Origin of the sequence: Amycolatopsis sp. NPDC006125 (assembly GCF_040614195.1) — a bacterium.
In the GTDB taxonomy this organism is placed as follows: Bacteria; Actinomycetota; Actinomycetes; order Mycobacteriales; family Pseudonocardiaceae; genus Amycolatopsis_E; species Amycolatopsis_E tucumanensis.
Genome location: NZ_JBEXTZ010000134.1, coordinates 1 through 18,104 on the forward strand (window position 1 = coordinate 1; position 18,104 = coordinate 18,104).

Consider the following 18,104-nt stretch of genomic DNA (forward strand, 5'->3'; position numbering starts at 1 on the left):
TCCGCCTCGCGGGCGTCCGACCAGCGAGCGTCACCCGCGACTGCTGACCACCCGTGGCGCGGCCGCCCCCCCCCGCGGGGCCCCCCCCCCCCCCCCGCGACTGGGTTCCTTGCTGCGGTAGGGAAAGTGCCGGTACGTGAACCAGCCACCGGGCGCGGCTGACGCGCTGCGGTGGCTGGTTCAATTCGTTAAAGACGCGGCGTCGGCGCAGCGGGCCAGTTACCGCCGTTGCGGGCTCGGCGCCGACGCTGAGCTTCGTGCACAGCGCGGACCAAGTCCGCGATGGTCGTGGGGTGTCCCCGCGGATGGCGAGCACGCTCCATGACCGCGCAGCCGGTCGCCGGACTGTTCCCGAGTTCGCCGACTTCTCGACGCGACTCGGCTCGCCTAAGCCGCCGGGCGGACGATGATCTCGTTCACGTCCACCTCCGCGGGCTGCTCGATCGCGAACGTGATCGCCCGGGCGATCGCCGCGGCCGGGATCGCCCCCGCGCGGTACGTCCGCATGCCCTCGGCGGCCTCCGCGTCCGTGATGCTGTCCGCCAGCTCCGACTCCGTCACGCCGGGCGAGATCGTCGTCACCCGGATGTCCGGGCCCGTCTCCTGGCGCAGCCCCTCCGACAGCGCCCACACCGCGTACTTCGTCGCGCAGTAGACCGCCGCCGTCGGCACCACCTCGTGCGCCCCGATCGACGCCACGTTCACGAAGTGGCCGCCACCCTGCCGCCGCATCACCGGCAGCCCCGCCGCGATGCCGTGCAGCACGCCCCGGATGTTCACGTCGATCATCCGGTTCCACTCGTCCAGCTTCAGCCGGTCCAAAGCGGACAGTGGCATCACGCCGGCGTTGTTGACGATCACGTCGACCCGGCCGTGCTCGGCCACCGCCCAGTCCACGAAGGACCGCACGTCCTCCGCATCCGTCACGTCCAGCCTCCGGTACGAGCCGCCGATGCGCGCGGCCAGCTCCTTCAACCGCTCTTCCCGGCGCGCGCCCAGCACGACCTGGTGCCCCGCCGCCGCCAGCGCCTCCGCGGTGGCCGCGCCGATCCCGCTGCTCGCCCCGGTGATGACCACAACCGACATGGTGTTCTCCCTTCCGTCACACTCAGTTTCGGGAGACGGCCGGACGGCGACCAGGCCGCGACGTTCCTGGGCGCAGCGCACCCAGGCAGCCGCGGCGGCGGCGTGATCCTAAGCTCTACCCATGGCGAAGTACTTCGACGTGCACCCGGACAACCCCCAGCGCCGGTCGATCGGCCAGATCGTCGACCTGCTGCGGCAGGACGGCCTGATCGTCTACCCGACCGACTCCGCCTACGCCCTGGGCTGCCAGCTCGGCAACCGCGACGGGCTGGACCGCATCCGCGCCATCCGGCACCTCGACGACCGGCACCACTTCACGCTCGTCTGCCGCGACTTCGCCCAGCTCGGCCAGTTCGCGCACGTCGACAACACCGTCTTCCGCGCGATCAAGGCCGCCACCCCAGGCAGCTACACGTTCATCCTGCCCGCCACGAAGGAGGTGCCGCGCCGGCTGCTGCACCCGAAGAAGAAGACCGTCGGCGTGCGCATCCCGGACCACGTCGTCGCCCAGGCGCTGCTCGACGAGCTGGGCGAGCCACTGGTCTCCAGCACCCTGCTGCTGCCCGACCACGAGGAACCGCTCACCCAGGGCTGGGAGATCAAGGACGAGCTGGACCACGTGGTCGACGCGGTGGTCGACTCCGGCGACTGCGGCACCGAGCCCACCACGGTGATCGACTTCTCCAGCGGCGAGCCGGAGATCGTCCGAAAGGGTGCTGGGGACACCGCGCGGTTCGAATAGCTCTGGACATCGCCGCGTTCACGGGTCACGCTGGAAAAACGCACCCGTGATCCGCGAGGAGGCTGCGATGAGACTGGGCCGGAAGCTTGCCGTGGGCGTCGTCGAGGAATCCAAGGCCGAAGAGGTCACCCCGGTCGAGGAGCCGCGCGAAACCGCCGAAACCCCCGAACCGGAGCGCCCCGCCCCCGTCACCGCCGACCGCTGAGCCATGGCGGGCAGGCTGTCGTTGCGCCGCACGCCCCAGGAACGGCGCGACGTCCCGCTGCGCGGCTACAAGCTCGCCTACCCGATGCTCTCCGCCGACGGCACCGAAGCCGGGTTCACCGGGGTGTCGCTCGGGCGCACGCACGCCTACCGGGTGACAGCCGAGGCGAAGTGCGCGCAGAGCAGCCGTCACCAGAGCCCGTCCCGCCTGTGCGACTGCGGGTTCTACTGCTTCCACGAACTCGCCGACGCCCGCGCACTGGCCTGCGATCCGCAGTACCAGCAGAGCGTGCTGCTGGAGGTGGACGCCGCGGGGCGCTACTTCCTGTACGAGCGGGGCGTGCGGTACTCGAAGCAGACGGTGACGGCCGTGCACGCCGGGTTGTGCGCGTGCGGGTGGCCGGCGCAGGTGTTCGTGGCGACCGGCACCGGGGTCGTGGGGTGGCGCAAGCTGCTGCCGGTGTGCTCGACGTGCGCGGGCAACCGCCCGCCGCTCACGCTGGAGCACTTCAGCCGCCTGGCCGGGGTGCCGGTGCACCGGGACGACCGGGCGGTCGCCTTCACGACCGGCGCGACGACGTCGGCGCCGGAGCTGGTGCCGCTGCTGTCGGCGGAGGTCGCGCTGCTGCACGCGCGGCTCGACGAGCTGCAGACCCAGCTGGACAAGCTCACGAAGGGCAGTTGAGCCGCAGCCCGGGGCGGGTGGCTCCGAACGGCCGCCCCGCGCCGGTGCTCGGAAATGACCACCCCGGGCGATGGCTCGCGCGTGGCGGCGCGGCGCCCGCGTGGTTGAGCCGCAACCGAGTGGGTGAACCCGGAAAAGGCCACCCCCGGGCGAAGGGCTTGCGCACTGTCCCGGGCCGTCACTGCGGCGCGGCACCGGCGTAGTCGAGCCGCAAACCGAGTGGGTGAACCCGGAAAAGGCCACCCTCGGCGAGGAGCTCACACCGTCCCACGCCGCCCGACGCGCACGCAGTCGAGCCGCGACCCAGGCCAGGTGGCTCCAGGACAGCCACCCCGGGCGGGTGGCTCCGGAACGGCCGCCCCGCGCCGGTGCTCGGAAAAGCCCACCCGGGCGAGTGGTTTGCGCGTGGCCGTCACCGCGGCGCGGCGCCCGCGTAGTTGAGCCGCAGGCCGGGGCGTGGCCAGTCCGCGGCCCAGAGCTTGCCGGTGCCGGACGCGGTGATGTACACCGTCCTCAGGTCGGGGCCGCCGAAGCAGATGTTCGTCACGAATGGGTCCGGCTCCGGTGGGCGCACCACGTCCAGCAGCTCACCCGACGGGCTGAGCACGCTGATCCCGCCCGTCATGATCGTCGCCACGCAGATGTTGCCCGCCGAATCCACCGCGAGCGAGTCCAGCAACTGGTAGCCGCCGAAGCCGTGCAGCAGCGTGGCGCCCGCCGGACCGCGCACCCCGCCCGCCGGGCCGCGCACCTCGCCCCGCGCACGCGAGATCCGGCCCGGCCCGTCCACGTTCCAGAACCACACCCGGCCGGTCACGGTCTCCGCCGCGTACACCCGCGAACCGTCCGGTGACAGGCCCACCCCGTTGAGCCCGGTGAAGCCATACGCGATCTCCTCGACCAGCGAGCCGTCCGCCCGCGCGTAGTACAGCCCGCCGCGGTCGCTGTCCCGCTCCCGCTGTTTGCCCAGGTCGGTGAAGTAGAACCCGCCGTGCGCGTCGAACACCAGGTCGTTCGGCCCGCGCAGCGGCCTGCCGTCCACCGACTCGTACAGCACCGTCACCGAGCCGTCCCAGGACACGCGCTGGACGCTCCCGCCGCGGTAGTCCGGCGGCTGGCCGCCGGGCATCGTCAGCCCGTCGCGCCGGTGCCAGGTGAAGCCGCCGTTGTTGCAGACATACACGGCGCCGTCCGGTCCGATCGCCGCGCCGTTCGGACCGCCACCGCAGTCGGCGACCACCGTGACCGTCCCGTCCGGCCACACTCGCGACACCGTGCCGCGCTCGACCTCCACCACGAGCACCGAACCGTCGTCCAGCGCGACCGGCCCCTCCGGGAACCGCAGCCCGCTCACGATCTCCTTCACGCCGTCTCCAGGTACTTCGGGTTCGCCACCAGCAACCGGTCCGTCACGTCGGCACGCACCGCGGCGACCACGTCCGCCACCGCCACGACGCCTGACCGCACCGCCCGCGCCAGCTCCGCGTGCTTCGCGAACCCCAGCGCCGCGAGCCGGTCCACGTGCCGCCGCTCCTGCGCGGCGCCGAGCCGCAACTCGCGGGACACGATGCCCAGCACGTTCGCCGCCACCCGCGTCTGGAACGACACCCGCCCCTCGGTGCCCGGCATGACGTCGGCCCGCAGGAACTCCGCCACCGCCTCCACCAGCTCCGCCGCGGTCGGCCTGCCGTGCAGGTCCGGCGCCGGGTCCGGCACCGCGTCCACCGGGACGGCAGGCGTGCCGAGCGCCGTCAGCAGGTCGTGCTCCTGCTCGCACACCCGCCGCCCGACCGCCGCCAGCTCCACCGACCGGATCCGCCCGCTCAGGTGCCGGTCGGCCTGCCGCAGGCAGAGCACCGCCCACCGGAACGTCCCGAACACCTCCCACCAGTGCACCGCCGCGGGATCCGGGCGGAACCCGGCGACCTCGGCGTACCCGTCGAGCAGCTCCTCCCGCGTGCCGAACCCACCCGCGGGCAGCGGCGAGGAGAACCGCCACGCCTTGACGCACAACCAGCCGAGGTCCTCCAGCGGGTCGCCGCGGTGCGCCAGTTCCCAGTCCAGCACCGCGGCGAGCCCGTCCGGGCCGATGATCAGATTGCCGGTGCGGAAGTCGCCGTGCACCACGGTGTCCCCCGCCGGCTCCGGGCGGTGGTCCCGCAACCAGCGCAACCCGATCTCCAGCGACGGCAACGGCTGGTCCAGCTCGTCGTAGAGCTCCACCAGCGACTCCAGCGGGTCCGCCGCGGGCAGCCCGGGCACGTCGGGCATGGTGTGGATGCGCGCCGCGACCCGCCCCAGCTCCGCGGCGAGCTTCGGTCGCACGTCCGCGAACTCCGGGTCCCGCAGCAACCGCCGGGGGATCGTCTCGCCGTCGACGTGCTCGGTGATCAGGTACGGCGAGCCGAGCACGTCCGGCCCGTGGTCCACCAGCCGCGGCACCGGCACCCCGGCCTCGCGCGCGGCCCGGATCAACGCGGCCTCCCGCGCCATCTCCGCCGGGCGGCACTCCCCCGGCGGGTCCCGCCGCAGCACCAGCCGCCCGCCCGGCTCGGCGGTGAACGCCCAGGTCTCCCGGCTCGCCCCGCCGCTCAGCCGCCGCAGTCCGGTGATCGCCGCGCCCAGCCGCCGTCCGAGCGCCTCCGCCAGCTCGCTCATCGCTTGTCCGGCCCCGCGAACCCGAACAGGTAGCCGGCGATCTTGCGCATCTGGATCTCCTCGGCGCCCTCGGTGATCCGATAGCGGCGGTGGTGCCGGTAGATGTGCTCGAACGGCGTGTGCCGCGTGTAGCCGAGCCCGCCGTGCACCTGCATCGCGCGGTCGGCGGCGTCGCACACCAGCCGGTTCGCGCGGTAGTTGCACATCGACACCTTGTCGCTGATCAGCATGTGGTCGGTGCGGTCGAGCTCCCACGCCGTCTTGCGCACGAGGGTGCGCACCAGCTCGGCCTCGGTCTGCAGCTCGACCAGGGGCCACTGGATGGCCTGCCGTTCGGCGAGCGGGCGGCCGAACGTCCGCCGTTCCCGCGCGTACGCCACGCTGCGGTCGATGCAGTACTGCGCCGCGCCGACGCCGGAGGCGGCCTGCCGGATCCGGTTCTCGTGCACGAAGTGCTGTGCCAGCGCGAGGCCCTTGCCCACCTCGCCGAACACCGCGGTGGCGGGCACGCGGACGTCGGACAGCGTGACCTCGGCGTGGTCGGTGGGCATGTTGAACGTCCACCAGTGGAAGTCGACGGAGAATCCGGGCGTGTCGGTGGGCACGATGAACGCGGTGATGCCGCGGGGATCGCCGCCGTCGCCGGAGGTGCGGGCGAAGATCACGTCGTGGGTCGCCGAGTGCAGGCCGGAGTTGAACCGCTTGGCGCCGTTGAGGATCCAGCCGTCGCCGTCCGGCACGGCAGTGGTCTCCAGCCAGGTCGCGTCGCTGCCGTGGTCCGGTTCGGTCAGTCCGAACGCGACCCGTTTGCGGCCGGTGATCATGTCCTCGACGAACTCGCTCTGCTGCTCCGGCGTGCCCGCGGCGAGGAACATGTGCACGAACGGGAAGTTGCCGACGACCGAGGACTCGTTCTGCAGGTCGTTGTGCAGGCCGAGGCCCTTCGCGGCAAGGTGCTCGCGGATCACGGCCATGTCGAGGTTGCTGCCGTCGCTGCCGCCGACGGACTTCGGCAGCCCATACCGGAGCCAGCCCGCGCGGTCGGCGCGCCGGAACATCTCCCTCAGCAGCTCCTCCCATTCGCGGCGCGGGGTGCCGCCCGCCTCGAAGTCGGTGCGGGCGAACTCGCGGCGGTGGTCGAAGAAGCGCTCGTTGTCGTCTTCCCGTTGCAGCGGCCAGATCTCGTCTTCGAGGAACCGGTCCAGGTCGGCGAGCAGCTGCCGCAACGCCGCGGGCAACTCGAAGTCCATGGGGCAACTCCTTGCGTGGCGGGGGAAAACTGGGGCACTATCCGCGGATGACCAACCCGTTCGACCTCACCGGGCACGCATCCGTCATCACCGGCGGCAATTCGGGGATCGGCCTCGCGATGGCCGGCGCGCTCGCCGCCGCCGGGGCCGACGTCGCGATCTGGGGCACCAACACCGAGCGCAACGAGGAAGCCGTCGCCGAGCTGTCCCGGCACGGCATCAAGGTCCTCGCCGTGCGCTGCGACGTCGGCGACGAGGACCAGGTGGAGTCCGCTATGGCGCGCAGCGTGGAAGCGCTGGGGCGCCTGGATTCCTGCTTCGTCAACGCCGGTGTCGGCGGGGTCGGCAGCCGGTTCACCGAGACGTCGCTGGCGGAGTTCCGCCGCGTCACCCGCGTCGACCTGGACGGCGCGTTCCTGACCCTGCGCGCCGCGGCAAGGGTGATGCTGGCGCAGGGCACCGGCGGGAGCCTGGTCGGCACGTCGAGCGTCGCGGCGGTGCAGGGCCAGCCGCGCGGGCAGGCGTACGCGGCGAGCAAGGCCGGGCTCACCGCGATGATCAAGTCGATCGCGGTCGAGCTGGCCCGGCATGGCATCCGCGCCAACGCGGTCCTGCCCGGCTGGGTGCACACGCCGCTGGCGGCCCCGGCGCTCGACTCGGAAGGGTTCCAGCGCCGGGTGCTGCCGCGGATGCCGGTCGGCCGCTGGGGCAAACCCGACGACTTCGGCGCGCTCGCCGTGTACCTGGCGAGCCCGGCCAGCGCGTTCCACACCGCCGACACGATCACCGTCGACGGCGGTTACCTCAGCTTCTGACCGGGCCACCGGCTCACGGGGTCCCGGGGAAGGGCGGGACCCCGTCCGGGTAGTCGGTGCTGACGCGGCCGGGGAAGTCCGGCGCCCGCTTCTCCAGGAACGCCATCACGCCCTCCATCGCGTCCTTGCCCGCACCGAGCTGCAGCAGCACGCTGGAGTCCGCGCGGTGGGCGTCCCACGGCGTCGGCGAGCCGAGCATGCCCCACAGCAGCTGCCGGGACACCGCGACCGACACCGCCGACGTGTTGTCCGCGACCTCACGGGCGATCGCCGTCGCCGCGGGGATCAGCTCGTCCGGCGGCACGACCCGCGAGACCAGCCCGCCCGCGCGGGCCTCGGCGGCGTCGAACACCCGCCCGGTCGCGACCCACTCCATCGCCTGCGAGATGCCGACGACCCGCGGCAGGAACCACGAGGAGGCGGCCTCCAGCAGGATCCCGCGCCGCGCGAACACGAACCCGAACTTGGCGTTCTCACTGGCGATCCGGATGTCCATCGGCAGCGACATGGTCACGCCGACGCCGACCGCGGGCCCGTTGAACGCGCCGATGACGACCTTCTTGCACGCCGCGATCCGCAGCGCCACCGCGCCGCCGGCGTCGCGCGGCACGCCGTCGATCTCGCCGAACCCCTTCACGTCGCCGATCGCGTTCTTGTCGAACGTGCCCGCGCCGCGTTCGAGGTCCGCGCCCGCGCAGAACCCGCGCCCGGCGCCGGTCACCACGACCACCCGCACCGAGTCGTCGGCGTCCACCTCGTCGAACGCCGCGACCAGCTCGTGCGCCATCTCCAGCGTGAACGCGTTCAGCCGCGCCGGCCGGTTCAACGTGATCGTGGCGATCCCGTCGGAGACCTCGTAGGTGATTTCGTCGTAGCTCACCGCACCGCCCATCGTCCCGTGTATTCCGCTTCCGTCTTGGTGAGGAACGCCTCGAACGCGGCGGGCGCGTCCTCGGTCGCGAAGTTCACCGTCTGCGCCCGCGCCTCGCCCTCCAGCGCCTCGCGCAGCGTCCGGCTCGCGCCCTCTTCGAGCAGCCGCTTGCTCAGCGCCAGCGCGACCGGCGGCGCCGCGGCCAGCTCGGCGGTCAGCTCGTCCACAAAGGAATCCAGCTCGGCGGCCGGCTTGATCCAGGTGACCAGACCGAGGTCGAGTGCCTCGGCCGCGCCGATCATCTCGGCGCGCAGCGCGAGCCGTTTCGCCTGCTGCAGCCCGACGAGCCGGGGCAGCAGCCACGAGCCGCCGAAGTCCAGCGACAGCCCACGCCTGGCGAAGATCTGACTGAACCGCGCCCGTTCGGTGGCCACGACGAGGTCGCAGCCGAGCGCGAGGTTCCAGCCCGCGCCGACCGCGACGCCGTCGACCTTCGCGATCGTCGGCTTGGAGATCTCGTTCAGGGCCAGCGCGACGTCGTTGACCCGGTGCATCCGCGTCAGCGGGTGGTCCTTCCGAGCCGCGGACAGGTCGGCGCCCGCGCAGAAGTCGCCGCCCGCGCCGGTGACGACGACCACGCGCACGTCGTCGTCCCGTTCGGCGTCGCGGAACGCGTCGTACAACCCGTCCCACATCGGCTGGTCGATCGCGTTCTTGCGGTGCGGCCGGTTCAGGGTCACGGTCAGCACCGCCCCCGCCCGGTCGAGCAGCACCGGCTGGTCCGTCACTGAGCACCGTCCAGTCGCCCGGCGAGGCGAGCCAGCTGCACGTCCTGGCCGCCGAACAACAGCTCGCTGCTCTTGGCCCGCTTGTAGTAGAGGTGCGCGTCGTGCTCCCACGTGTAGCCGATGCCGCCGTGCAGCTGCAGGCCGGACGCCGCCGCCCCGAAGTAGGCCGGCCCGGTGAACACCTGCGTGGTGGCCGCGGCCAGCGGCAGCGCCTCCCGGTCGTGGTCCGCGGCCCACGCGGCGTGGCGCAGCAGGGATTCCGCGCGTTCGCTGGTGCTGTAGAGGTCCGCGCAGGCGTGCTTGACCGCCTGGTACGAGCCGATCGCGCGGCCGAACTGCACCCGCACCTTCGCGTACTCGACCGTGGTTTCCAGCACCTTCGCGATGCCGCCGACCTGCTCGGCGGCCAGCGCCACGGACGCGAGGTCCCGCACCTCCTCCAGCACGGCGGCCGGGTCCGCGGTGTCCAGCCTGCGGGCCGGGGTCGCGGCGAACTCCAGCTTCGCCTGCCCGCGCGTGGGGTCCAAAGTGGTCAGTGCCGTCCGCTGCGCGTCCTTGGCCACGAACCACCCGTCGGCGGTGTAGACGACGAAGACGTCGGCGACGTCACCGGAGATGACGAACGGCGCGTGCCCGTCGAGCACCCAGCCGCCGTCACGTTCGGTGGCGCTCACCGGGGCGGGCCCCCACTCCGTCGAAACCGCCAGCGCGCCGATCTTCTCCCCCGCCGCCAGCGCGGGCAGCACCTCGGTGTCCCCCAGCGCCACCAGCGCGTCGACCGCCAGCACCGCGGAGGCGAAGAACGGCACCGGCGCGAGCGCGCGGCCCAGCTCTTCGAGCACCACGGCCCGTTCCACGTGACCCGCACCCGCGCCGCCGAGCTCCTCGGGCACGACGAGCCCGGTCAGGCCGAGCTCCGCCAGGTGCCGCCACAGCGCGGCGTCGTAAGCGTCGTCACCGTCCACGACGGACCGGACGTTGTTGTGGTCGGCGAGCAGTTTGCGCACCGTCGACCGCAGTTGCTGCTGTTCGGTGTCGAGCACCAGCTGCACGATCCCTCTCCTCTCAGGCGGGTCGCTGCGTGCCCACCCGCAGCTCGCGGAAGGGCACGTCGCGGTCGACGACGGGTTCGCGGGGCAGTCCGAGGATCCGGTCCCCGATGATGGTGCGCTGGATCTGGTCGGTGCCGCCCGCGATGCTCGACGACGGCGTCTGGTTGATCGCCAGCGCCAGTTCCTCGCCTGCCGGGTCGCCCGGTTCCCACGCCGTCGCGCGCGGCCCGGCGATCAGCCCGGCGACGGCGACGGCCTGCTGCTGCAGCTGGGCGCCGGCGAGCTTGGCGACCGACCCGCGCGCGCCCGGCGGCGACCCGGCCTCGGCCTCTTGCCGCAGCCGCACGTTGAACAGGGCCAGCGCCCGTTCCGCCGCGTAGAGCTTCGCGAGTTCGGCGCGCACCACGGGATCGGCGTCGCGGCCGTGGCGGCGGGCGGTCTCGGCGAGGTTCGCGTGCGCCAGCGGGTCGTGCCGCTTGCGCACGAACCCGCCGATCGACACGCGCTCGTGGCCGAGCATGGTGACCGCGGCGAGCCAGCCCTGGCCGACCTGGCCGAGCACCGCGTCCGCGGGCAGGCGCAGGTTCTCGAAGTACACCTCGTTGAACGGCGCCCGCCCGGTCATGTCCTTCAGCGGCCGCACGGTGACCGCCGGGTCGTGCATGTCGATGAGGAACATGGTCAGGCCCTGGTGCTTGGGCACGTCCGGGTCGGTGCGGGCGAGCAGCGCGCCGAAGTCGGCCAGGTGCGCGACCGTCGTCCACACCTTCTGCCCGTTGATCACCCACTGGTCCCCGTCGCGCACCGCGCGGGTCTGCAGGCTCGCGACGTCGGACCCGGCGCCCGGCTCGGAGAACAGCTGGCACCAGATCTCGTCGCCACGCAGCAGCGGCGGGATGTAGCGGGCCTTCTGCTCCGGCGTGCCCAGGTCGAGGATCGTCGGCCCGCACATGCCCATGCCGATCCGGAACACCGAGTTGGGCAGGTCGTAGCGGGCCGACTCCTGGTCGAAGACCTGCTGCTCGGCCGCGGTGAGGCCCTGCCCGCCGAACTCCTTCGGCCAGGTGATTCCGGCCAGCCCGGCGTCGTACAACGCGGCCTGGAACCGCTTGGCGGTCGCCAGTTCCTCGTCGCCGGGGACGTTCTCGGCGAGCCAGGCGCGGACCTTCTCGCGGAACTCGCTCATGCGATCAGCTCCAGGATCGTGGCGTTGGCCTGGCCGCCGCCCTCGCACATGGTCTGCAGGCCGTAGCGGATGCCCGTGGCGCGCATGTGGTGCACGAGGGTGGTCATGATGCGCGCGCCGCTCGCGCCGAGCGGGTGGCCGAGCGCGATCGCGCCGCCGTGCGGGTTGAGGGTCTTGGCGTCCGCGCCGGTCTCGGCCAGCCAGGCCATCGGCACCGGCGCGAACGCCTCGTTGACCTCGAACACGCCGATGTCGGAGATCGACAACCCGCTGCGCTGCAGGGCTTTCCGCGTGGCCGGGATGGGCGCGGTCAGCATGATCACCGGATCGTCGCCGGCGAGCACCGCGGTGTGCACGCGCGCGATCGGCCGCAGGCCGAGCTCGGCGGCCTTCTCGCTGGTCGTCATCAGCAGGGCGGCGGCGCCGTCGCTGATCTGCGAGCTGTTGCCCGCGGTGATGACGCCGTCCTCGCGGAACGCGGGCTTGAGCCCGGCCAGCTTCTCCAGCGACCCGCCCCGCCGCACGCCCTCGTCCGCGGTGACGTCCGCGACCGGCAGCAGCTGCTCGTCGAACGCGCCCGCGTCCTGCGCGGCAGCGGCCTTTTCGTGCGAGGCCAGGGAGAACTCGTCGACCTGGGTGCGGCTGAAGCCCCACCGCTCGACGATCATCTCCGCGCCGATGCCCTGGTTGGGCCGCACCCCGCCGTAGCGGGCCAGCACCTGGTCGCCCAGCGGGTTCTTGCCCTGCGCCGAGAAACCCATCGGCACCCGGCTCATCGACTCGACGCCACCGGCCACCACGACGTCGTAGTGGCCCGCGATCAGCCCGGCGGCGGCGAAGTGCACGCTCTGCTGGGACGAGCCGCACTGCCGGTCGACGGTCACGCCGGTCACGCTCTCCGGCCAGCCCGCTGCCAGCACGGCGTTGCGGCCGATGTCGCCGGTCTGCTCACCGGCCTGGCTCACGCACCCCCACACGACGTCGTCGATCGCGGCCGGGTCGATCCCGGACCGCTCGGCGAGGCCGCGCAGCACGTGCGCCGACAGGTCCACCGGGTGCACGCCGGACAGGCCGCCCTCACGCTTGCCCACGGGGGTGCGCACCGCTTCCACGATCACCGCGTCTCGCACGGCTCCTCCTTCTACTTGGTGGCGGCCGGAGCCGCGTAACGTTCCTTGAGCCGACGCTTCACCAACTTGCCCGTCGGGGTGCGGGGAAGTTCGTCGACGAAGTCCACGGTGCGCGGCGCCTTGTAGTGGGCGATCCGCTCGCGGACGTAGGCCAGCAGCTCGGCTGCCAGCTCCGGGCCGGGCGTGACGCCGGGCGCGGGCTGGACGACGGCCTTGACCGCCTCCCCCATCTCCTCGTCCGGCACGCCGATCACGCCGACGTCGTACACCGCCGGGTGCAGGGCGAGCGCGTCCTCGACCTCCTGCGGGTAGATGTTCACCCCGCCGGAGATGATCATGAACGCCTTGCGGTCGGTCAGGTAGAGGAAACCGTCCTCGTCGAGGTAGCCGACATCGCCGGTGGTCGTCCAGGTCTCGTGCTCGGGGTGCTGCGCCTCGCGGGTCTTGGCCGGGTCGTTGTGGTAGGTGAACGGCACCTCGTCGCGTTCGAAGTAGACGGTGCCGACCTCGCCCGTCGGCAGCTCCTTGCCCGCGTCGTCGCAGATGTGCGCGACCCCGACCACCGCGCGGCCCACCGAGCCGGGCCTGGCGAGCCACTGCTCGCTGTCGATGAACGTCATCCCGGCGCCCTCGGTGGACGCGTAGTACTCGTAGAGGACCGGCCCCCACCAGCCGATCATCGCCTGCTTGACCTCGACCGGGCAGGGCGCCGCGGCGTGCACCGCGACCCGGTGGCTGGACAGGTCGTAGCGGCCGCGCACCTCCTCCGGCAGCTTCAGCATCCGCACGAACATCGTCGGCACCCACTGGCTGTGCGTGACGCGGTAGGTCTCGATCGCGCGCAACGCGGCCTCGGCGTCGAAGCGCTCCATCATCACCACGGTGCCGCCGAGGCGCTGCGCGGTCGCGCCGAACCGCAGCGGCGCGGCGTGGTACACCGGCGCCGGGGACAGGTACACCGTGTCCGGGCCGAAGCCGTACATGTGCTGCAGCACGGGGGTGAGCACGTCGCCGGGCTCGTCCACCTGGCGGTCGGGCAGGTCGACCTTGATGCCCTTCGGACGGCCCGTGGTGCCGGACGAGTAGAGCATGTCGGCGCCCGCGGGCTGGTCCGCCGGCCGCTCGGGCGAGCCGGTGGCGAGGAACTCGTCGAAGTCGCGGTAGCCGTCGGCCGCGCCGCCGTAGACCAGCTTGACCGGGACGTCCGGGAGCAGCTCGGCCACCGCGGTGGCGAGCGGGCCGAGCGCGGCGGAGACGACCAGCGCCTTCGCGCCGGAGTCGGTGACGATGTAGGCGACCTCGGCTGGCGACAGGTGGCTGTTCACCGCGGCCAGGTAGCGGCCGGAGCGCATGGCGGCCCAGTAGACCTCGTAGGCGCGGACCGAGTTGTCGCTGAGCAGGGCGACGGTGTCGCCCACGCCGAGTCCGGCGCTGGTCAGGGCGTCGGCGAGGCGGGTGGACCGCTCGTCGAGTTCGCCGTAGGTCAGCCGCTCCCCCGAGCCCGCCATGATCACGGCCGGTTTGTCGGGGTCGGTGTCGGCGTGGGTACCCGGGTACATGCGGCTCCTCCTCGAACCGTTGAACTCCCCTGCGAGAGTGCAAGGATTCGGCGTAACAGTCAACACCGACTGTTATCGGGTTATGGTGATCGGTGTGGTGACCGAAACCCGGACCCGGCAGGACCGCGCGGCGAGCACGCGCACGTTGATCCTGGACACGGCCGTCGAGTGCCTGGTCGAACTCGGCTACGCGGGCGCGTCCACTTTGGCCATCCAGGCCAAGGCGGGGGTGTCGCGTGGCCGCCTGCTGCACCACTTCCCGTCGCGGGACGAACTGCTGGTCGCGGCGACGCAGCACCTCACCGCGACCCGGCTCGCGCAGATCGAGGACCAGGTCGCGGAGCAGCTGGCCGGCGAACCGGAGGGGCCGAGGCGGGTCGAGCGGTGCATCGAGCTGCTGTGGACGACCTTCCACGAGCCCGTGTTCTGGGCGGCCGTCGAGCTGTGGACCGCGGCGCGCACGAACGAGGCGCTGGCCGCGGCGCTGCGGCCGGAGGAGCGGGCGCTGCGTGACGCGATCCGCCGGGTCGGCGACCGGATCTGGGGCCCGGCCGTGTGCACGCACCCGAACTACCCGGAGCTGCGGGAACTGTTGTTCACGAGCATGCGTGGCGCGGCACTGCCCTACACGTTCGAACGGCGGCGGCAGCCGTCGAACGACCCGCACGTCGCGTTGTGGAAGTCGCTGGCGCACCGGCTGCTCTTCGCTGACGGTCAGTGTTGACTGTTTCCCTCGGCGCACGGTAGAAACGCGGTTACCCTGACCCACCGGATCGCCGAGGTTGCCGATGTCCGGAGCTGTCGAAGTGCCACGCCTCCTCGGGCGCGGGATGACCATGGGCGACCAGCTCGCCCGCCACGCACGCAAGCAGGGCGACGAGCCCGCCTTCTCGTTCGAGGGCACCACCCTCACCTACCGCCAGTTCGACCAGCGTGTGAGCCGGCTGGCGAACGCGCTGCGGGACCGGGGCGTGCACTACGGCGACCGGGTCGTGGTGCTCGGCCTGAACACGCTGGAAGTGCTCGAGGTCTACTTCGCGTCGACGCGCCTCGGCGCGATCTGCGTGCCGGTGAACTTCCGGCTCGTGGCCGACGAGATCGCCTACGTGCTGAGCGACAGCGGGGCGCGCGCCAGCGTGGTGCACGCCCCGCTCGCCCCGGCGCTGGCCAAGGCACGCGAGCAGGTCGGGGAGCCGGGCCCGTGCCTGGTGTTCGGCGGCGCGTTCGACGGCATGGAGGACTACGAGGAGGCGCTGGCCGCGGCGTCGCCGGAGTTCGACGAGATCGCGGTGGACGAGCAGGACGCCGCGTTCATCATGTACACCTCGGGCACCACCGGGCGGCCGAAGGGCGCGGTGCTCACGCACCACAACCTGCTCATGCACGCCTTCAGCAACATGGCCTCGCTGGACACCGGGCCGGGCGACAAGGTGTGGCTGGCCGCGGCGCCGCTGTTCCACATCGCCGGGTTGTCCGGGATGCTGCCGAACCTGCTGCTCGGCGGGCGGACGGTGCTGCTGCCGAGCGGCCAGTTCGACCCGGTGGCCGTGGTGGACCTGATGGAGCGCGAGCGGGTGTCGTCGGTGTTCCTGGTGCCGGCGCAGTGGCAGGCGATCGTGAACGTGCCGGACATCGCTTCGCGGGACTTGTCGTCGCTGTCGAAGATCTCGTGGGGCGCGGCGCCCGCGTCGACGACGTTGCTGCGCACGATGATCGACACGTTCCCGCAGGCGGAGGTGACGACGGCGTTCGGGCAGACCGAGTGCAGCCCGGTGACCACATTGCTGCGCGGGGAGGACTCGATCCGCAAGATCGGTTCGGTCGGCACGCCGATGCTCAACGTCGAGGTGCGCGTGGTCGACGACGACATGAACGACGTCGAGCCCGGTGAGGTCGGCGAGATCGTCTACCGCAGCCCGATGGTGATGAAGGAGTACTGGAACAAGCCGGCCGAGACGGCGGAGGCCTTCCGCGGCGGCTGGTTCCACTCCGGCGACCTGGTGCGGCAGGACGAGGACGGCTACTACTTCGTGGTGGACCGCAAGAAGGACATGATCATCTCCGGTGGCGAGAACATCTACTGCGCCGAGGTGGAGAACGTGCTGGCGGCGCACCCGAAGATCGGCGAGGTCGCGTTGATCGGCGTGCCGGACGAGAAGTGGGGCGAGACGCCGCTGGCGGTGATCTCACCGCGTTCGCCCGGCGAGGCGCCCACGGCGGCCGAGCTGGAGAAGTGGTGCCTCGACCGGCTGGCGCGGTACAAGCGGCCGCGGAAGATCGCGGTGGTGCCCGCGCTGCCCCGGAACCCGAGCGGCAAGGTGCTGAAGACGCAGCTGCGCGCCGACCGGGAGGCCGGAAAGCTCCCGATCGAGGAGGCCTGACCGCCGGTTCTCGACGCGCGATGGGCCGCGGCGGCCGGGGAGCTGCGGCTTGGCCGCCGACCGAGGAACCTGACCTCCGGTCAGGGCCACCACCCGCGACGGGCCCGGCGGCCGGCACGTTGCCGATGAAGCAAGCCTGGCCGCGAGCCGAGCAGCCCAACCGCCGGTCGGTGCCTTCACCACGCGCCACGAGCCGGGGCGACCGGGAACCGGCCGACCACGGACGCCTAGCCAGCCGCCGAGGAACCCAGCCGTCCGTCACGGCCACCACCCGCGACGGGCCGGAGCGGGCAGCAAGTTGCCGACGGAGGAAGCCTGACCGCCAGGCGGGGCCTTCACCACGCGCCACGAGCCGGGGCGACCGGGAACCGGCCGACCACAGACGCCTAGCCAGCCGCCGAGGAACCCAGCCGTCCGTCACGGCCACCACCCGCGACGGGCCGGGCGACGGATCGCGGCGGCCTGGCCGTCGACCGAGAAACTTAGCCGCCGGTCAGGGCCTTCACCACGCGCGACGGGCTGGGGCGGCCGAGCTGCTGCGCCATCCAGGCGCTCGTCCGCACCAGCGCGTCCAGGTCCACGCCGTGCTCGATGCCCAAGCCGTCGAGCATCCACACCAGGTCTTCGGTCGCGAGGTTGCCGGTGGCCGCCTTCGCGTACGGGCACCCGCCGAGGCCGCCCGCCGAGGAGTCCACTGTGGTCACTCCGGCCCTGAGCGCGGCCAGCGTGTTGGACAGTGCCTGGCCGTAGGTGTCGTGGAAGTGCACGGCGAGCTTGGTGACGTCGCCGAACGCGCCGACGACCGCCTCGACGTGCCCCGGGGTGGCGACGCCGATCGTGTCGCCCAGGGAGAGCTGGAAGCAGCCCATGTCGAGCAGCCTGCGGCCGGCGTTCGCGACCTGCTCGACGGGCACTGCGCCCTCCCACGGGTCGCCGAAGCACATCGAGAGGTAGGCGCGCACCTCGAGCCCTTCGTGCCGGGCCCGCCGCACGACCGGCTCGAACATCGCGAACTGCTCGTCGTAGGAGCGGTTGAGGTTCTTGCGCGCGAAGGTCTCGGTGGCGCTGCCGAAGATGGCGATCGACTCCACACCCAGCGCGAGCGCCCGGTCCAGGCCGCGCTCGTTGGGCACCAGCACCGGGTACTTCACGCCCGGGCGCCGGTCGAGCTTGGCGAGGAGGTCATCGGCGTCGGCGAGCTGCGGAACCCACTTCGGGTGGACGAAACTGGTCGCTTCGAGGGTCGTCAGACCCGCCCCGGCGAGCCGCCGGAGGAACTCGAGCTTCGTCTCCAGGCCGACGACGGTCTGCTCGTTCTGCAGCCCGTCACGCGGGCCGACCTCCCAGATCGTCACCCGCTCCGGCAGGTCCCCGCTGGACGCCTCCCGCTGGGGCAGCCCCAGCTCACGCACACTCACCACGACTCCAGGTTAACGCTGACTAACGCAGCCGTCCAGTGGGCTCACCCCACCCGTGCTGGGTGGTCATCCCGGAGCCTGCCGTCCGGCGAGGACTCTTTGATCTTTAGAGCCGCGCTTACGCGCGGGAAAAGCGCCTTACGGCGCTCGAGAGGTCACCTTCCGACCACCCCCGCCCCCGATTCCTGATTGTGTTTCAGTCGCCGAGCAGGCTTGTCAAGGCGGGAAAGCGTGCCTTGACAACCCTGGTCGGCGACTAAAGATCGGCTGTGGATCGGG

At 72.2% G+C, this 18,104-nt stretch carries 17 protein-coding genes; 6 read left to right on the forward strand and 11 right to left on the reverse strand.

The window, feature by feature from the left end:
* Positions 1-387: 387 nt before the first annotated feature.
* The gene (locus ABZ193_RS39300; RefSeq protein ID WP_027935665.1) at positions 388-1,086 is read right to left on the reverse strand and encodes an SDR family oxidoreductase; all 699 of its coding nucleotides are present in this window, start codon (positions 1,084-1,086) and stop codon (positions 388-390) included.
* A 121-nt stretch (positions 1,087-1,207) separates the two neighbouring features.
* Between ABZ193_RS39300 and ABZ193_RS39305 the strand changes: the two genes are divergently transcribed.
* The 3 genes from ABZ193_RS39305 to ABZ193_RS39315 all read left to right on the forward strand — a co-directional run bounded on the left by ABZ193_RS39305 (position 1,208) and on the right by ABZ193_RS39315 (position 2,717).
* Positions 1,208-1,828 carry an L-threonylcarbamoyladenylate synthase gene (locus tag ABZ193_RS39305; protein WP_237336849.1) on the forward strand — a complete coding sequence of 207 codons (621 nt, stop codon included), beginning with the start codon at positions 1,208-1,210 and terminating at the stop codon, positions 1,826-1,828.
* A 67-nt stretch (positions 1,829-1,895) separates the two neighbouring features.
* Entirely contained in the window at positions 1,896-2,033 is a 138-nt protein-coding gene (locus ABZ193_RS39310; RefSeq protein ID WP_237336850.1) for a hypothetical protein, read from the forward strand.
* Between the two features lie 3 nt (positions 2,034-2,036).
* Positions 2,037-2,717, forward strand: a complete 681-nt coding sequence (locus ABZ193_RS39315; protein ID WP_020416725.1) for a hypothetical protein — start codon at positions 2,037-2,039, stop codon at positions 2,715-2,717.
* A gap of 412 nt (positions 2,718-3,129) precedes the next feature.
* Here ABZ193_RS39315 and ABZ193_RS39320 read toward each other — a convergent pair whose 3' ends face one another.
* Genes ABZ193_RS39320 through ABZ193_RS39330 form a run of 3 tightly spaced genes read right to left on the reverse strand, consistent with a single transcriptional unit; the run spans position 3,130 to position 6,625 of the window.
* Positions 3,130-4,083 carry an SMP-30/gluconolactonase/LRE family protein gene (locus tag ABZ193_RS39320; protein ID WP_237336851.1) on the reverse strand — a complete coding sequence of 318 codons (954 nt, stop codon included), beginning with the start codon at positions 4,081-4,083 and terminating at the stop codon, positions 3,130-3,132.
* On the reverse strand, positions 4,080-5,375 hold the full coding sequence (locus ABZ193_RS39325) for a phosphotransferase family protein (protein WP_237336852.1): 1,296 nt from the start codon (positions 5,373-5,375) through the stop codon (positions 4,080-4,082). Before ABZ193_RS39325 ends, ABZ193_RS39320 begins: the two co-directional genes overlap by 4 nt.
* Positions 5,372-6,625: an acyl-CoA dehydrogenase family protein gene (locus ABZ193_RS39330; protein WP_020416722.1), complete on the reverse strand. Its 1,254-nt coding sequence runs from the start codon at positions 6,623-6,625 to the stop codon at positions 5,372-5,374. Before ABZ193_RS39330 ends, ABZ193_RS39325 begins: the two co-directional genes overlap by 4 nt.
* Positions 6,626-6,672: 47 nt before the next feature.
* On the opposite strand from ABZ193_RS39330, the gene ABZ193_RS39335 reads away from it, so the two are divergent.
* The gene (locus ABZ193_RS39335; RefSeq protein ID WP_020416721.1) at positions 6,673-7,440 is read left to right on the forward strand and encodes an SDR family oxidoreductase; all 768 of its coding nucleotides are present in this window, start codon (positions 6,673-6,675) and stop codon (positions 7,438-7,440) included.
* Positions 7,441-7,453: 13 nt separating this feature from the next.
* Here ABZ193_RS39335 and ABZ193_RS39340 read toward each other — a convergent pair whose 3' ends face one another.
* Genes ABZ193_RS39340 through ABZ193_RS39365 form a run of 6 tightly spaced genes read right to left on the reverse strand, consistent with a single transcriptional unit; the run spans position 7,454 to position 14,026 of the window.
* Positions 7,454-8,332, reverse strand: a complete 879-nt coding sequence (locus tag ABZ193_RS39340; RefSeq protein WP_020416720.1) for a crotonase/enoyl-CoA hydratase family protein — start codon at positions 8,330-8,332, stop codon at positions 7,454-7,456.
* Positions 8,317-9,099, reverse strand: a complete 783-nt coding sequence (locus ABZ193_RS39345; RefSeq protein ID WP_020416719.1) for an enoyl-CoA hydratase-related protein — start codon at positions 9,097-9,099, stop codon at positions 8,317-8,319. Before ABZ193_RS39345 ends, ABZ193_RS39340 begins: the two co-directional genes overlap by 16 nt.
* A complete protein-coding gene (locus ABZ193_RS39350; protein ID WP_020416718.1) occupies positions 9,096-10,151 on the reverse strand; it encodes an acyl-CoA dehydrogenase family protein in 1,056 nt (351 codons plus the stop codon). The genes ABZ193_RS39345 and ABZ193_RS39350 overlap by 4 nt, the downstream gene beginning before the upstream one ends.
* Before the next feature lie 13 nt (positions 10,152-10,164).
* Positions 10,165-11,337 (reverse strand): acyl-CoA dehydrogenase family protein, encoded by a 1,173-nt coding sequence (locus ABZ193_RS39355; RefSeq protein WP_237336853.1) that lies wholly within the window; start codon positions 11,335-11,337, stop codon positions 10,165-10,167.
* Positions 11,334-12,467: an acetyl-CoA C-acyltransferase gene (locus tag ABZ193_RS39360; protein WP_237336854.1), complete on the reverse strand. Its 1,134-nt coding sequence runs from the start codon at positions 12,465-12,467 to the stop codon at positions 11,334-11,336. The genes ABZ193_RS39355 and ABZ193_RS39360 overlap by 4 nt, the downstream gene beginning before the upstream one ends.
* 11 nt (positions 12,468-12,478) lie before the next feature.
* Positions 12,479-14,026 (reverse strand): acyl-CoA synthetase, encoded by a 1,548-nt coding sequence (locus ABZ193_RS39365; protein ID WP_237336855.1) that lies wholly within the window; start codon positions 14,024-14,026, stop codon positions 12,479-12,481.
* Positions 14,027-14,120: 94 nt separating this feature from the next.
* Between ABZ193_RS39365 and ABZ193_RS39370 the strand changes: the two genes are divergently transcribed.
* Complete coding sequence (locus ABZ193_RS39370) at positions 14,121-14,750, forward strand: TetR/AcrR family transcriptional regulator (RefSeq protein WP_237336856.1); 630 nt, start codon at positions 14,121-14,123, stop codon at positions 14,748-14,750.
* Between the two features lie 64 nt (positions 14,751-14,814).
* Positions 14,815-16,407, forward strand: a complete 1,593-nt coding sequence (locus ABZ193_RS39375) for a long-chain-fatty-acid--CoA ligase (protein ID WP_354713778.1) — start codon at positions 14,815-14,817, stop codon at positions 16,405-16,407.
* 482 nt (positions 16,408-16,889) lie between these two features.
* On the opposite strand, the gene ABZ193_RS39380 is transcribed toward ABZ193_RS39375, so the two are convergent.
* Positions 16,890-17,825, reverse strand: coding sequence for a hydroxymethylglutaryl-CoA lyase (locus ABZ193_RS39380; RefSeq protein WP_237336860.1), 936 nt, complete (start codon positions 17,823-17,825; stop codon positions 16,890-16,892).
* Positions 17,826-18,104: the final 279 nt, after the last annotated feature.